The 14687-nt window shown below is 57.8% G+C and carries 13 protein-coding genes and 3 tRNA genes; 4 read left to right on the top strand and 12 right to left on the bottom strand.

Annotated features, from left to right (window positions below; translation table 11 throughout):
* Positions 1–22: 22 nt before the first annotated feature.
* The 4 genes from H7K56_RS03470 to H7K56_RS03485 are packed head-to-tail and all read right to left on the bottom strand — an operon-like array spanning position 23 to position 4597.
* A complete protein-coding gene (locus tag H7K56_RS03470; protein ID WP_152391139.1) occupies positions 23–1393 on the bottom strand; it encodes an efflux transporter outer membrane subunit in 1371 nt (456 codons plus the stop codon).
* Complete coding sequence (locus tag H7K56_RS03475) at positions 1390–2481, bottom strand: HlyD family secretion protein (RefSeq protein ID WP_059008898.1); 1092 nt, start codon at positions 2479–2481, stop codon at positions 1390–1392. The genes H7K56_RS03470 and H7K56_RS03475 overlap by 4 nt, the downstream gene beginning before the upstream one ends.
* On the bottom strand, positions 2478–4163 hold the full coding sequence (locus H7K56_RS03480) for an MFS transporter (RefSeq protein ID WP_150360666.1): 1686 nt from the start codon (positions 4161–4163) through the stop codon (positions 2478–2480). The genes H7K56_RS03475 and H7K56_RS03480 overlap by 4 nt, the downstream gene beginning before the upstream one ends.
* Before the next feature lie 2 nt (positions 4164–4165).
* Positions 4166–4597, bottom strand: a complete 432-nt coding sequence (locus H7K56_RS03485) for a MarR family winged helix-turn-helix transcriptional regulator (RefSeq protein WP_058769594.1) — start codon at positions 4595–4597, stop codon at positions 4166–4168.
* A 478-nt stretch (positions 4598–5075) separates the two neighbouring features.
* Here H7K56_RS03485 and H7K56_RS03490 point away from each other — a divergent pair, with 478 nt between their 5' ends.
* Both H7K56_RS03490 and H7K56_RS03495 read left to right on the top strand, forming a co-directional pair.
* Positions 5076–5333 (top strand): biofilm/acid-resistance regulator YmgB/AriR, encoded by a 258-nt coding sequence (locus H7K56_RS03490; protein WP_058759735.1) that lies wholly within the window; start codon positions 5076–5078, stop codon positions 5331–5333.
* A 151-nt stretch (positions 5334–5484) separates the two neighbouring features.
* Entirely contained in the window at positions 5485–6984 is a 1500-nt protein-coding gene (locus tag H7K56_RS03495) for a SulP family inorganic anion transporter (protein WP_021508272.1), read from the top strand.
* A gap of 41 nt (positions 6985–7025) precedes the next feature.
* Here the strand turns inward: H7K56_RS03495 and rclA are convergent, their stop codons facing one another.
* Positions 7026–8351 (bottom strand): reactive chlorine resistance oxidoreductase RclA, encoded by a 1326-nt coding sequence (rclA, locus tag H7K56_RS03500; protein ID WP_150360665.1) that lies wholly within the window; start codon positions 8349–8351, stop codon positions 7026–7028.
* A gap of 138 nt (positions 8352–8489) precedes the next feature.
* On the opposite strand from rclA, the gene H7K56_RS03505 reads away from it, so the two are divergent.
* Entirely contained in the window at positions 8490–9353 is an 864-nt protein-coding gene (locus tag H7K56_RS03505) for a helix-turn-helix domain-containing protein (protein ID WP_150360664.1), read from the top strand.
* A 110-nt stretch (positions 9354–9463) separates the two neighbouring features.
* On the top strand, positions 9464–9634 hold the full coding sequence (locus H7K56_RS03510) for a hypothetical protein (protein WP_058769590.1): 171 nt from the start codon (positions 9464–9466) through the stop codon (positions 9632–9634).
* Positions 9635–9841: 207 nt separating this feature from the next.
* Here H7K56_RS03510 and H7K56_RS03515 read toward each other — a convergent pair whose 3' ends face one another.
* The 7 genes from H7K56_RS03515 to uvrY all read right to left on the bottom strand — a co-directional run bounded on the left by H7K56_RS03515 (position 9842) and on the right by uvrY (position 14277).
* Positions 9842–10282, bottom strand: coding sequence for a WapI family immunity protein (locus H7K56_RS03515; RefSeq protein WP_150360663.1), 441 nt, complete (start codon positions 10280–10282; stop codon positions 9842–9844).
* Between the two features lie 452 nt (positions 10283–10734).
* Positions 10735–10820: transfer RNA gene (locus tag H7K56_RS03520), tRNA-Leu, on the bottom strand.
* Between the two features lie 11 nt (positions 10821–10831).
* A tRNA-Cys gene (locus H7K56_RS03525) sits at positions 10832–10905 on the bottom strand.
* A 43-nt stretch (positions 10906–10948) separates the two neighbouring features.
* Positions 10949–11024 (bottom strand) — tRNA-Gly (locus H7K56_RS03530).
* A gap of 151 nt (positions 11025–11175) precedes the next feature.
* The gene (pgsA, locus tag H7K56_RS03535; protein WP_021508275.1) at positions 11176–11724 is read right to left on the bottom strand and encodes a CDP-diacylglycerol--glycerol-3-phosphate 3-phosphatidyltransferase; all 549 of its coding nucleotides are present in this window, start codon (positions 11722–11724) and stop codon (positions 11176–11178) included.
* A 68-nt stretch (positions 11725–11792) separates the two neighbouring features.
* On the bottom strand, positions 11793–13625 hold the full coding sequence (gene uvrC, locus H7K56_RS03540; RefSeq protein WP_021508276.1) for an excinuclease ABC subunit UvrC: 1833 nt from the start codon (positions 13623–13625) through the stop codon (positions 11793–11795).
* On the bottom strand, positions 13618–14277 hold the full coding sequence (uvrY, locus tag H7K56_RS03545; RefSeq protein WP_021508277.1) for a UvrY/SirA/GacA family response regulator transcription factor: 660 nt from the start codon (positions 14275–14277) through the stop codon (positions 13618–13620). The genes uvrC and uvrY overlap by 8 nt, the downstream gene beginning before the upstream one ends.
* Positions 14278–14687: the final 410 nt, after the last annotated feature.

Genomic DNA, 14687 nt, shown 5'->3' on the forward strand with positions numbered 1-14687 from the left:
CCAGGCGGCTGCGGCGTGATGATCAACCCTGCCAGCCGCCACCAAGGGCGCGGTAGAGATCGATTTGCGCCAGCAGCAGCGTGTTTTTCACCGCCACAATATTCAACTGGGTGCTGAACAGCGTGCGCTGCGCATCAAGCTCATCGAGATAGGACGCATAGCCATTCTGATAACGGTTGCGCGCAATCCGCCACGCCTCGGCAACGTAGCGCTCCTGCGCCTGCAGTTCCGTCAGCTGCTGCTGGCTGCGCGTAATGGCATCCAGCGCGTTATCCACCTCGGCAAAGGCGTTGCGCACCACCCTTTCGTAGCCGTACAGCGCCTGGTTGCGCGATGCCATCGCCACATCCACCTGTGCGGTCAGCGCTTCGCGGTTGAGCAGCGGTGCCAGCACGCTGCCGCCGATGCTCCACAGGCGGAACGGATTATCCAGCAGATCGTGTAGCTGGCTGCTCTGCAGCGTGCCGGACGCCGTCAGGTTGAGCGATGGCAGCAGCTGTGCCTGTGCCGCCGCCAGCGACGCGTCGCTCGCCAGCAGCAGGCGCTGCGCCTGGACAATGTCAGGCCGGCGATTCAGCAGCTGCGACGGCAGCAGCGCCGGCAGTGCGTGGGGTCGCAGCTGGTCGAACTGGCTGCTGCGCGCGATCTGGCGCGGATTCATGCCAACCAGAATGCTGAGCGCGTTCTCCTGCTGGGCGATCTGATGCTGCAGCTGCGGAATTTGCGCTTTCGCCGTCTGATACTCCGACGCCGCCTGCATCCATTCCAGCCGCGAGGTATAGCCGGTTTCGAACTGACGCTGCGCCAGGTTCAGCGAGTTCTGTCGCGTTTCCAGCGTGGCCTCGGTGACGCGCAGCTGCTCGTCGAGCGCGCACAGGCTGAGGTAACCGGACGCGACCGAACTGGCCACCGTCAGCTCGGCTGCCGAGGCCGCCGCACGCTGCGCCGCCAGCGTGGCTTCCGCCGCGCGGATGCTGTTGCTGCGGCTGCCCCATAAGTCGACCTCATAATTCGCCTGCAGCAGTCCCTGAAATACCGCACTTTCGTACGGCTGACCGGTCGCCGCTGACAGCGCACGCTGATGGGTTGCCGCCACGCCCGCCGACAGCGTCGGGAAGTTGTCGCCCTGCGCAGCGCGCAGCTCGGCGCGATACTGATCGACGCGCGACCGGGCAATGAGAATATCGCTGTTGTGCTGCAGCGCCTGGTTCACCAGCCAGTTGAGGCGATCATCACCAAAGCTGCGCCACCACTGCGCTTCCGGCGCGGCGGCGGGCCCGACCTGCTGGCGCCAGCCGGGCGGAATCGGCAGCGACGACGGCGCCTGCTCCACTTCGCGGGCGCAGCCGGTCAGCAGCAGCGCGATGAGCACCGCGAGTAACGGCCGCTTCATAACGCATCCCGGTGTGGTTCGGCGGCGGTATCAATGTCGACTTCCACCGACATCCCCGGCCGCAGCTGCTGCAGTTCATCACCAAGAATTTTGATGCGCACCGGGATACGCTGGGCGATTTTCACGAAGTTACCGGTGGCGTTATCTGGCGAGATGGCGCTGAACTCAGATCCGGCGGCGGGCGAGATAAACTCAACGCGGCCGTCAAAGCGCTTGCCGTCCAGCGCATCAACGCGGATCGACACCGGCAGACCGGGGCGCACGCGCGCCAGCTGGGTTTCCTTCAGGTTGGCAATCACCCATTTATTATCCGGCACCACCGAGGTCAGCCGCGTGCCGGCAGTAACGTAGGTGCCTTTGCGCACCGACAGCTGACCGAGCTGGCCGCTGTCCGGCGCGATAATGCGCGTGTTGTCCAGATCGATATTGGCCAGCTCCAGTGCCGCCTGTGCGCTGGCTACGTCGCCGGCCAGCGCCGCGCGGTTAACGATGGTGGTTTGCAGATTCTGCTGCGAGACCGCCACCTGCGCCGCCGCCTGGCGCAGCTGGGCCTGCGCCTGCGCATTGGCTGCGCGCGCGGCATCACGCTCGCGTACCGACAGCGAGCCATCCGCCGCCAGATTTTCCACCCGCTTCAAATCGAGACTGCTTTTCAGCGCCTGCGCTTTGGCATTCTCCAGCGCGGCTTTATTGCTGACGATAGTGGCTTCCGCACTCTTCTGCTGCTGCTGGTTGTTATTCTGCGCGGCGATCTTCATCGCCAGCTGTGCCTGCGCCTGATGCACGCGCTGGCGATAGATACGATCGTCAATGGTCATGAGCAGCTGTCCTTTGCGCACCGGCTGTAAATCAACCACCTCAACGTTCGTCAGGTAGCCGCTGACCTGCGGGCTGATAAAGGTCACCTGGCCGCGCACGTAGGCGTTTTCCGTTGACTGGATGGTGCTGGTAAAGGGCCACAGCTGCCAGGCGTATAAAATCACCAGCACGCCCACGATGGCGATACCGCTCCCGGCGGCGATAGAGAGAATGCGTCGGCGGTTGGTGCGCTCGCGCTCCGCAGCCTGTAGATCGTCCTGTTGACTCATGGGGTCTCCGTTCGGTTTGCTGGCGCAGCCTGCTGCTGTTGCTCAGTCAGATTATGTAGCGCCTGGCGCCAGTTAAGATAACGCAGCCGCGTCAGGCGCCACAGCACCCACATCAGCGTTATCATTGCCAGCGCGGCGGTCAGTAAATAGGTATCGTTATAAGCCAGCACGTTGGCCTGCAGCGTGGCCACGGTTTGCAGCTGACTGCTGCTCTGCGCGCTGAGCAGGCCGCTGTCCGCCAGCTGGCTGCGAAACAGCGCGCTGTACTGGCTGAGGCGATCCACCACATTGGGATCGAGCAGCGACAGCTGATCGCCCAGCAGGCTGGAGTGATATTTTTCGCGCCACGTCTGGAAGGTGCCAAGAATGGCAGAGCCAATCAGCCCGCCAAGATTCTGGCTCATGCCAAACAGCACGACAAAACTCACCAGATTTTTCGGCTGAGTCACCACGCCGCCGATGCCAAGCAGCATCGCTGGCCCAAGGAAAAAAGCACTGCTGAAACCGAGCAGAAACTGGCTGAAGTAGAGATTGCTGGCACGCGTCAGCGGGCTGGATTGCGCATCCATCAGCGAGGCGACAATCATTACGGCCAGCGAGACCACGATTGGCCAGCTCAGATGGTTGGGTTTAATGGTCAGCGCGCTGGCAATCATGCCGCAGATTACGCCCGCAATGATCGCCAGCGCCAGCCCGCGCATCTGATCGTTGAGCAGGCCCAGCTGCTGCAGAAAACCCACCGCGCCGGTATTCTGCTCGGCCAGCACGATGCGCATCATGATCATCACGATGCCGAGCCGCACGATCATGCCATTGCTCAGCCAGCGGGTGTTAATCAGCGGGTTAGCGCGGTTATGCTCCAGCACCACCGCCGCGACAATCAGTACCAGCGCCAGCGCCAGACAGACGCCGAGCCAGGGTGTGCTGAACCACCACTCAATGCGGCCGAGCGACAGCACGCCGCACAATAACGCCATGCCCGGTGCCAGCAGCATAAAGGTGACGAAATCGAGCTTTTCGAACGCTTTGATACGGTCGCCCGGCGGCAGCTTGACCACCAGCACGCAGCCCAGCGCAATCATCGCCAGGCCCAGCTCAAACAGATAGAGGCCGCGCCACTCCTCCAGCTGCAGCAGCTCGCTGGAGAACAGCCGCGCCAGCGGAATCGCCAGCTGTGAAGCGGTGATGCCAATCACCAGCGCTTTGAGACGGTGCTTCGCCGGCCAGGCCTGAATCTGATAATAGATACCCAGCGAGCTGAGCGCCGCGCCCACCATACCGTGCGCGGTACGCACGATAATCGCCGAGCTGAGATCGTTCGCGAGGATGTGAAAAAACGCCACGATGACGTACAGCACCAGAAAGGCTTCGGTAAACAGCCGCAGACCAAACTGCTGGCGGAACTTCACCAGCAACAGATTAATGGAGATATTGCCCATCACGTAGACCGCCGGCAGCCAGGCAATTTCGTTGCTGTATGCGGCGAAGGTGCCCTGCAGATTGGTGAGGTTGGCGGTCACCAGCGCATTACTCAGCGCGCCGGTAATGGAGATCAGCAGGCCGATCAGGCCAAACGCGATGCGTTTCGATGGCGCATGCAGCGGTGTCGAGGGCGATCCCGGCAGCATCGGCTTTTCGTGCGGCAGCCATTCGCGGGGGGCGTACGGGTTACGTTTCGCCACGGCTATACGTTTCCTAAGCGTTCAAGCAGCTGCTGCAACACGTTTTCGGTCACTGCCAGCGCGGCGGGATCGATATCGGCCAGCAGCTGGGCGCGCAGCGCATCCGCCTGCGTTTTTACCGTAGCGAACGCCTCGCCGCCCTGCTCGGTTAACACCAGCAGGCGCTTGCGACGATCTTCCTTTGGCTGCACCCGTGCCAGCAGCTGCTGTTTCACCAGCCGATCGACCAGCGGCACCACACTGGCTTCCTCCAGCCCCAATAGCTGTGCCAGCGCCTTTTGCGTCGGCGGTTCACTGGCGGTCGCTACGCTGGCAATTGCCAGCCAGCTACTCATACTCAAACCGCTCTCTTTCAGGCGACGATCAACCGCCAGCCGCCACGCATGGGCAGTAAGATGCAACAGACGGGAGAACGGTTGTGGATGGTCAGTCAAAGCGTAGCGGCCTAATGGTTAGAGTTCTAACTAAATGGGAGGGTTATTATAAGCTAAGCGACGTGCGAATGAAAAGTTTGCTTACATCAGCAAATTTAGTCGTGCTGCGCGAAGATTACCAGTTTCACTTAAGTCGCGGAAAGGCCCGATCAGGTCGTGTGTACAGCTTGCCTGTATAACTTTTTTCGGCAAAATACCCTATAATATTGAGTAAATTAGCCTGATAAGCACGAAATGCACAAGCCGCCGCTTGTACAGATTAGGGGTTACTGTATAACTTTAGCCGCCATGAATCGGTTAACGATTCGGTAACGAATGATGCAGTTGCGTCGCCTCTGAAGGTGTTGTGGATTTCCACCTTCAGAGGTGTCTTTTTGTGTTGGGTGGTGAGTCAGGTTTTTCGCGCCTGTCCGCGCGGAAATATTTCTTCCTGGTTGTGCTGGCCGCTGGGCCATCAGCCAATCTTAAGGGCTTACACATGCAAAATGCCGTCAATAGCAGTGATGTCCTCGCTGACAATTTCAAACAGGCCGTTAACAGTGAAACCAATGAGATGGAAGTCTTAGGCCATCTGATTGCTGAAATCCTGCACAGCGGTATGCCGGTGACCAATAAGGCGATTATTGCCGCCCTGATTGGCCGGCTGGAGCAGGAAGCCGATGTCGTCCAGCTGGATGTCTACCGTCACCTGCTGGAACTGGTGGTTCACCAGACTCCGGATGATTTTTCGCTGTAGCCGCAGCGGATTCCAGGGATGGAATCAACCTTATCGCCCCGTTTTACTGGCGCCTCGCGTCATCCCCCGGTAACATCGCCAGCGTTAACTTTTCCATTAAATATTGCTATGCCGTGACGGCATGCGCATCCAATAAAAGAGCCTGCAACAGATGAGTCAAACTGCCGATCGCCCCGCTGCCACAGCGAGCGACATCACGGTCGCACGTGTGCTGCGTTCCCCCTCTCTTTTCACCCGCGAGTGCCTGGCCGGGGTGATTACCGCCCTGGCGCTGATACCGGAAGTGATTTCGTTTTCCGTGATTGCCGGCGTCGACCCTAAAGTCAGCCTTGTCGCTTCGGTGGTGCTGTGCCTGACGCTGTCGATTCTGGGAGGGCGGCCAGCGATGGTCACCGCGGCGGCCGGTTCCGTCGCGCTGGTGATCGGGCCGATGGTGCACGCGCATGGCGTGGAGTACATTCTGCCAGCGGTGATCCTCGGCGGTATGATTCAAATCATTTTCGGCCTTGCCGGGCTGTCGCGCATGATGCGCTATATTCCGCGCTCGGTGATGATCGGCTTCGTTAACGCGCTGGGCATACTGATTTTCTTTGCGCAGGTGCCGCACGTCTGGGGCCAGTCGGGTCTGGTGTGGCTGCTGTTCGCCGCCACGCTGGCCATCGTGCTGCTGCTGCCCAAAGTGCTTAAAAGCGTGCCTTCGCCGCTGGTGGCTATCGTGGCTGTCACCGCTGTCGCGCTGCTGCTGGGCTATCGCGTGCCCAACGTCGGCGATGAAGGGCCAATGCGCGCCGGCCTGCCGGATTTCAATACCCTGCTGGTGCCGCTTAATCTGCAGACGCTGCAGATTGTCTGGCCCACCGCGCTGTCGGTCGCCTTCGTCGGCCTGATGGAATCCCTGCTGACCGCCAAACTGGTGGATGACATGACCGATACGCCTTCCGGCAAGCGGCGTGAATCCTGGGCGCTGGGCGTCGGCAATATTCTGGCAGGCTTTTACGGTGGTATCGCCGGCTGCGCGATGATCGGCCAGACCATTGTTAACGTTGAGCTGGGCAAGGCGCGTACCCGGGTGTCCACCGTGGCCGCGGCGCTGGTGCTGCTGTTGCTGGTCACCGGTCTGAGCCAGATCATGGCGCAGATTCCGATGGTGGTGCTGGCGGGCATTATGATGGTAGTCGCGGTGAAAACCGTGAACTGGCACAGCCTGCAGCCGGCCACGCTGAAACGCATGCCGTGGTCGGAAACGCTGGTGATGGTGCTGACCGTCGCCGTCACGGTGTGGACCGGTAACCTCGCGCTTGGCGTGCTGGTGGGCGTGATGCTGGCCATGATGCTGTTTGCCCGCCGCATCGCTCACGTGATCCACGCCGAACGTCAGCTGAGTGACGATGGCCAGCAGGTGCACTACACGGTGCGTGGCCCGCTGTTTTTCGCCAGCAGCAACGATCTGTTTGAGCATTTTGACTACGGCCACGATCCGCAGCGCGTCACCATCGATTTGACCCACGCGCAGATTTGGGATGCTTCCAGCGTGGCGGCGCTCGACGCTATTGAGTACCGCTACCAGCGGCACGGCGCCAGCGTCACCTTCACCGGCCTGGATAACCGCAGCAGCGATTTCCGCGATCGCCTCAGCGGCAATCTCGGCTAGATGTGCGATCGGGACGCCCGCCGCGGGCGTCCTGTTCGGCATTATTTTACCAGGGCAAACAGATCATTGAGCGATTCGCTCATGGTTGGGTGGGTAAAAATCTGGTCACGCAGCACGCTATACGGCAGCCCGGCATCCATTACCGTTTTCACGACGTTAATGACTTCATGCGAGTCCGCTGCCAGCAGCGCCACGCCGAGAATCTGCTGGCTGCCATTATCAACCACGGCTTTCAGCATGCCACGGGTGTCGTCAACAACGCGCGCACGCGGAATCGCGGCAACCGGCAGTGTCACCACCTGAATATCCCTCCCCTGCGCGCGCGCCTGCGCTTCAGTCAAACCAATGCGTGATAACACAGGCGTCATAAACACGGAATACGGGATGTTAATGCGGTCTTCGGTGGTGCGCGTGCCCTTGCCCAGCAACTGATCGTAAACGATGCGGAAATCATCAAGCGAAATATAGGTAAACTGTGGCCCGCCGGTAACATCGCCCAGCGCCCAGATATGATCCACAGAGGTTTTAAGCTGTTTATCGACACGCACCGCGCCGCGCGCATCGGTCACTACTCCCGCGTTTTCCAGTTTCAGTGCCTTCGTCGCCGGGCGACGGCCCGTGGCGACCAGCAGCACATCGACTTCACGATCGCCCTGTGCGGTATGCAGCGTCACGCTGTCGCGACCGCTGGTAACACGCTGTAATGCAGTGTTGAGCTCGAGCTTAACGCCCTGCTCCTGCAGGATCCTGGCTATCGCCGCACTGATATCATCATCTTCCCGCGCCAGAAATTGCGGTGCACTTTCAAACAACGTCACTTCGCTACCAAAACCGGCAAACATGGAAGCAAACTCAACGCCAATATAACCGCCGCCAAGGATCCCCAGCCGCTGCGGTAGTTGCGTTAAATTCAGGATCCCGCTGCTGTCAACCACGCGCGGTCCGGCAACTAAGCCTTCCATTGCGGGAAACACCGCTTCGGCACCGCTATTGATAAAAATTCGCTCAGCATGAATCTGGCTGACCTGCTGTGAGGAGGTGATTTTCAGCGTGTGGGCATCCACAAATTCCGCCTCACCATCAATGACATCGACCTTCCCAATAGCGGCCAGGTTGAGATAATTCTTCTCACGCAACAATTCTACTACTGCCGCTTTGCGCTGCATGGCCTCGCTGAAACTGGCATGATGTTGCACATCGTGTACCAGTGCTTTCGTTGGGATACAGCCAACATTAATGCAGGTGCCACCATACATTACGCGGGATTTTTCGATGATCGCGACACGCCATCCGGCGCGCCCCAGTGCCGCCGCCAGTGTTTTACCTGCTTTACCAAATCCGATGATTGCTGCCTGATAATGGTTCATGATGTTCTCCATGAGCGTCAAAAATAGTCATCACCCAAAGCTTACGGTTTGCTGCCGCGCCGTATTTCGCCGCAACGCTGGTATTTTTGTCTTTGCGTCTGAATCAAGCGGGCAGTTCAGGGAAAAGGGAAAAAACAGATGGATCCATTGAGTCAACTGCTGCTGCTGCATAACCCGCAGGGCAGCATAGATAAGAACTGCGTGCTGAGCGGTGAGTGGCAACTGCCGCACAGCGCCGGGCACCTGTGCGCAGTGCGCTGGCATACGGTCACAGGTGGCCCGGTCATGCTGGATATGCCCGTCACTGCGGGTGTCGAACTCCCTGCTGGCAGCGTCATATTTTTGCCGCAAAACGCCGCGCATCGTATTTATCAGCGCCATACGCAGCCAACCCAACTGGTATGCGGCCTGCTGGAACTCCCCGCGTCGGCGCATGCTTTCCTCACCGCCCTGCCCGAAGTGCTAATGCTGGCCCCCGAACCCACAAGCAGCGATGGGCGCTGGCTGGCTGCGGTGCTGCCGTTCATCACCCAGAGTGCGGGCGCACTGCCAACTGCTGGTGATGCCGCACTTCGCAGCCAGCAGATTGGCAGCCTGTTCACACTGGCGGTGCGCCATGGGCTCTCAACTCACGCAGCGCACCCCGGCTTACTCTCCCTGGCTCTGCATCCACGACTTGGCCCTTTAATCACCCAACTGTGCGCCGCGCCGGAAAGGCCGTGGACGGTAGAAGCCATGGCTCAGCAAGTGTTTATGTCCCGCGCTTCCTTCGCGCTGCTGTTCCGCCAGCTCAGCGCTACCACGCCGCTGGCCGTGCTCACCGCCCTTCGTCTGCAGCTGGCCGCTCAGCGACTGGCGCGCGAAACAGCCCCGTTAATCAACATCGCTCTGGCCGTCGGCTACGCCAGCGAATCATCCTTTCACAAAGCGTTTGTCCGTGAGTTTGGCTGCACACCGGGAGAATACCGACGTCGTGTTGAAACGCTGGCGCAGGACCGCTAAGAGTAAAGAAGAAAACTGTACGCGCTTCGCTTGCGTAAAGGCGGATTCGTGGCTTTGCTTATTTCTCAGTGCGTTAACGATTACGCGGTTCGTAACAGGAGGAGAGCAGGATGAGTGGTTTGATGAAGGCAGCCTTAGCGGCACTGACATTGGTTACCCTGGCCGGCTGTATGCAACACAGCGATGCGGTGGGCAGTGACGGACGTCCGCACGCACCCAGCAAGCAGTCAGTACCTGGCGCCAGCGAAGGCGAAGGCCCGGTCGGCCAGCCACAGGATTGAGATTAGCGGGACAGACGTTATGTCCCGTTTTTATTTGACTGCCAGACGTCGGCCCCATGAATTCCGACATAAGTGAAGTCATGGTTAACGAACTGGATCGTCTGTTAATCGATGTAAAAGCCCTTAACTTCCCCAGTAATCTCGCTGCTAATTGGCAAATCCCGATTGCGATTGCCCACTTCAAGAGATGGCGGATAAATCAGAATTTTATTCCGGCCAGCTGATCATCTCCTCCAGCTGCCTGAGAATGTCCGGGAAGTAACTCTCATTAATAGCCAGTTCGCCCTTTATCTGAACGCTATCAGCATGGTCTTCCGGACGAAGAACATATTCAATAATCACGATATCATCACCCGTGACCTTACTCAGAACCATATTGAGCTGGTTGAGCTGGTTGCGAAAACTAAAAGATTCAATTTCATGGCGGGCCATTACCGCCTTGTAGTATCGAGAAAATGTTGCGCGCAGCTCCCTCAGTTCGCCGACGGTAAACTCAGTTTGAAACTGCACCTTCACTCCGCTGACGGAAAACTCCACATAAGACTTAATCCAGTCCCAGACGTGATTAACCGGATCGGTTTCGTTATCAACAACACGCTCAAAGGGTGAGATGGTGAAGACGAATCCTTCATTTCTAAAATCAAGCATGCGTGCTTTCCTGCCGGTTAATCAAAATATTTAAAATGGGTGATCGTCCAGTCTGACTCTCGCACCACAACCTCAAGAGTGTATTTTTTATACTCGGTTATGTTTAGCTTGCGATTGAGTTTATACATCTCAGTTTCATAGCGAAACATCCCTTCGCCTTAAAGGGATCCGCCATTCCCTGCACCAGATACGGGCGAGCATGCCATGAGGTGAGCGACGCCACAATGCACCACTTCCACCGTCATTTCTGGCATGGTTTACTGACCATATAAATGTAAAACCGACCGCTGCACGTGGTCGAAAAAGCAGGATGGTTCAAACGGTTAGCGGGCAGAGGAAGACCGTTTGATATTATGAAGTGATATTAGGAAAAATTTTCAGGCACAAAAAAACCGCCCTTGGGCGGTCACGACATTGCTACTTATTGCTTTGATTTTATTCGGTATTAAATATGGTGCCCGGGGCGGGACTTGAACCCGCACGACCATAAGCCGAGGGATTTTAAATCCCTTGTGTCTACCGATTTCACCACCCGGGCAGGGTGTAAACTGGAGGCGCGTCCCGGAGTCGAACCGAGGTGGACGGATTTGCAATCCGCTGCATGGCCACTCTGCCAACGCGCCTTTTAATCTGAGGTGCAAGCCGTCTGCGACGTATTGCAATATCTGGAGCGGGAAACGAGACTCGAACTCGCGACCCCGACCTTGGCAAGGTCGTGCTCTACCAACTGAGCTATTCCCGCATTTGCTTATACTTCACCGAACTTGCTGATTTTATTCAGCTTCTTGCAGCCTTGCTGCCGTTCGATGCGATGCATTCTACTTATCTGACGCAACGAGTCAATAGAATTATCCACACACTGCGTCCGTTTGCTGCTTTTTAAATCGCATCGATCAGCTATCGAGCAAATCGCCGCGTGCCGCGCTTAAATACTGGAACATTGACCAGAAAGTCAGCACCGCTGCGATGTACAACGCCACCACGCCAACGCCTACTACGGTCGCGTCCGGACGCCACAGCAGCGCCACCAGCGACAGCATCTGCGCCGTGGTCTTCACTTTGCCAATCCACGACACCGCCACGCTACTGCGCTTGCCAATCTCCGCCATCCACTCACGTAAGGCCGAGATAATGATTTCACGCGCGATCATGGTGGCGGCCGGCAGCGTGATCCACCAGGCGTGGAAATACTCGGCGACCAGCACCAGCGCCATCGCCACCATCACTTTGTCAGCGACCGGATCGAGAAAGGCACCAAAACGTGTTGTCTGCTTCCAGCGACGCGCGAGGAAGCCATCAAACCAGTCAGTGACCGCAGCAATGACAAACAGCAGCGCCGTCGCGAAGGGAGCCCAGTGAAATGGCAGATAGAACGCCAGCACGAAGAACGGGATCAGAACAACTCGAAACAGGGTAAGACACGTCGGAATGTTAAATTGCATATGCCAGTAACTGTCTGGTGTGAGTAGGATTTAACGTATGTTCCTACATTGCCCACCCTGTTTCAATGTTAGTGTTTCAGCGAGTAGTAGATTTTTTCCGCCAGGGCGAAGGAGATACCCGGTACTTTAGCGATCTCATCGACGCTGGCATTCATCAGCGGTTGCAGGCCGCCCATGTACTTCAGCAGCTGCTGACGCCGTTTGGGTCCGACGCCTTCAATGCTCTCCAGCGCGCTGGTGTTCTTCACTTTGGCGCGTTTTTTCCGGTGGCCCGAAATTGCGTGATTGTGAGCGTCGTCACGAATGTGCTGGATAACATGCAGCGCCGGCGAGTCCGGCGGCAGCGAAACGCCCTCGCCTTCCGCCGCAAAGAACAGCGTTTCCAGGCCGGCTTTACGGTCGCTGCCTTTTGCCACGCCGAGCAGAATCGGCCGGTTTTTATCCCATGGCACATCCAGTTCCGCAAACACCTGCTGCGCCTGCGCCAGCTGCCCTTTACCGCCATCGATCAGGATCACATCCGGGATCTTTTCCGGTTCCAGCGCCTTGCCGTAACGACGGCGCAACACCTGATTCATCGCCGCGTAGTCATCACCGGGGGTAATGCCTTCAATGTTGTAGCGGCGATAGTCAGCGCGCAGCGGGCCGTCACGGTTGAACACCACGCAGGACGCGATGGTCTGTTCGCCCATGGTGTGGCTGATGTCGAAACACTCCATGCGGTTAATCTGCTCCAGTTTGAGGAACGCCGCCAGCGCCGCCAGACGCTGCTGGATGGTCGAGTGCTGCGCCAGCCGCGTCGTCAGCGCCGTGGCGGCATTGGTGCGCGCCAGCTTCAAATAGCGCGCGCGGTCGCCGCGCGGTTTGCTCTGAATGCTGACTTTGCGCCCGGCCAGTTCGCTCAGCGATGCGGCCAGCAGTTCCCGCTCAGGCAGATTGAAGTCCAGCAGGATGTCCGCCGGTAAGGTACGCGCTTCGCTGCCCTGCAGATAAAACTGTCCGACAAACGTCTGCACCACTTCGGTGAGTTCCGTGTCCGCCGGCACCTTCGGGAAATAGCTGCGGCTGCCCAGCACTTTGCCCTGCCGGATAAACAGCACGTGCAGACAGGCCATGCCGGCGTCATAGGCCACGCCCATCACGTCGAGATCATCGCCCTGATTGGAGACGAACTGTTTCTCCGTAATCCGCCGCACCGCCTGAATCTGGTCCCGCAGGCGCGCCGCCTCCTCGAAGCGCAGGCCCACGCTGGCCTGCTCCATACGCTGCACCAGCTGATTAATTACCTGATCGTCTTTACCGGCCAGAAACAGCCGCACATAGTCGGTTTGCTGCGCATATTCCTCTTCGCTCACCAGGCCGGCGACGCAGGGGCCGAGGCAACGGCCAATCTGATACTGCAGGCACGGACGCGAGCGGTTGCGGTAGACGCTGTTCTCGCACTGGCGAATCGGAAACACCTTTTGCAGCAGCGCCAGGGTTTCACGCACCGCATAGCCGTTGGGAAACGGACCAAAGTATTCGCCTTTGGCGTGTTTGGCACCGCGGTGCATCGCCAGGCGCGGATGCGGATCGCCGCTAAGGAAAATATAGGGGTACGACTTATCATCGCGCAGCAGCACGTTGTAGCGCGGCTGATACAACTTGATGTAGTTGTGCTCCAGCAGCAGCGCTTCGGTCTCCGTATGGGTGACCGTGACATCAATATTATGGATGTTGCTGACCAGCACTTCGGTCTTACGGCTTCCCACCTGCGTGCGGAAATAGCTGCTCAGGCGTTTTTTAAGGTCTTTGGCTTTACCAACATAGATCACCGTGCCTGTCGCGTCATACATGCGGTAGACGCCGGGCTGACTGGTCACGGTGCTGAGAAAGGCTTTAGGATTGAAAACGTCACTCACTACTGATTAACGGCTCCGCATTGAACAGGCCATGGCGTATGGCCAGATGCGTTAACTCTACGTCACCACTGATGTTCAACTTGCTGAACATGCGATAGCGATAGCTATTAACGGTTTTCGGGCTCAGGTTAAGCTGCTCGGAAATCTCCGTCACCTTTTGCCCTCGGGTAATCATCAGCATAATCTGCAATTCCCTTTCCGACAAACAGCTGAACGGTGATTCGGCGCGCTGCGGCTCAATCTGGCTCAGCGCCATCTGCTGAGCGATATCAGAGGCGATGTAACGCTGACCGGCGTGCACCGAGCGAATGGCGCTGACCACTTCCTGCGGCGCCGCCCCTTTGCTGAGATAACCTGCCGCACCGGCCTGCATGACTTTCGCTGGCAGGGGATTTTCGGTGTGGATAGTCAGCATGATGATGCGGATATCCGGATTGAAGCGCACGATTTTGCGCGTCGCCTCCAGTCCGCCAATGCCGGGCATGTTCATGTCCATCAGCACCACATCCACAGGATGTGTGCGGCACCATTTTACCGCATCCTCACCACAGGCCACTTCCCCGGCAATCACCAGTCCCTTCATATCTTCCAGTATGCGACGAATACCGGCGCGTACCAGTTCATGGTCATCAACAAGAAGCAGGCTGATCAACGGGACGTACTCCGCAGGTTAGTGGGGGAAAATATATTTCAGGGGCGTTATCTTACCGGGTTTCGCGTGGAAAGAACATCAGGGGCGCCAGATAAATCTCAAAACCAATGACCCATGTCAAATAGCAGGCAGCGGTGATTGTTTTTTTTAGCTGATGCAATACCATACTGGAATAAAATTGTTAAAATGTGACTAATATCATTAAGTTATAATTTATAACCCGCCTTCGCTTCTTCCCGCCGGCAGCACCTAAAAATAATCTTTCCGTGGAAGTTTTTTGCGCACAAAAAATAACGAACGGCGCAATTAATTAACCGTCTGCGCGCGGGTCGATGATGTGGCCTAAATTCTTCCATCAAGCGTATGATATACTCTGTTTTTTATGCACGGGAAGAATGTGTGCGCACAAG

It is taken from the genome of Pantoea dispersa (assembly GCF_014155765.1).
Taxonomy (GTDB): Bacteria; Pseudomonadota; Gammaproteobacteria; order Enterobacterales; family Enterobacteriaceae; genus Pantoea; species Pantoea dispersa.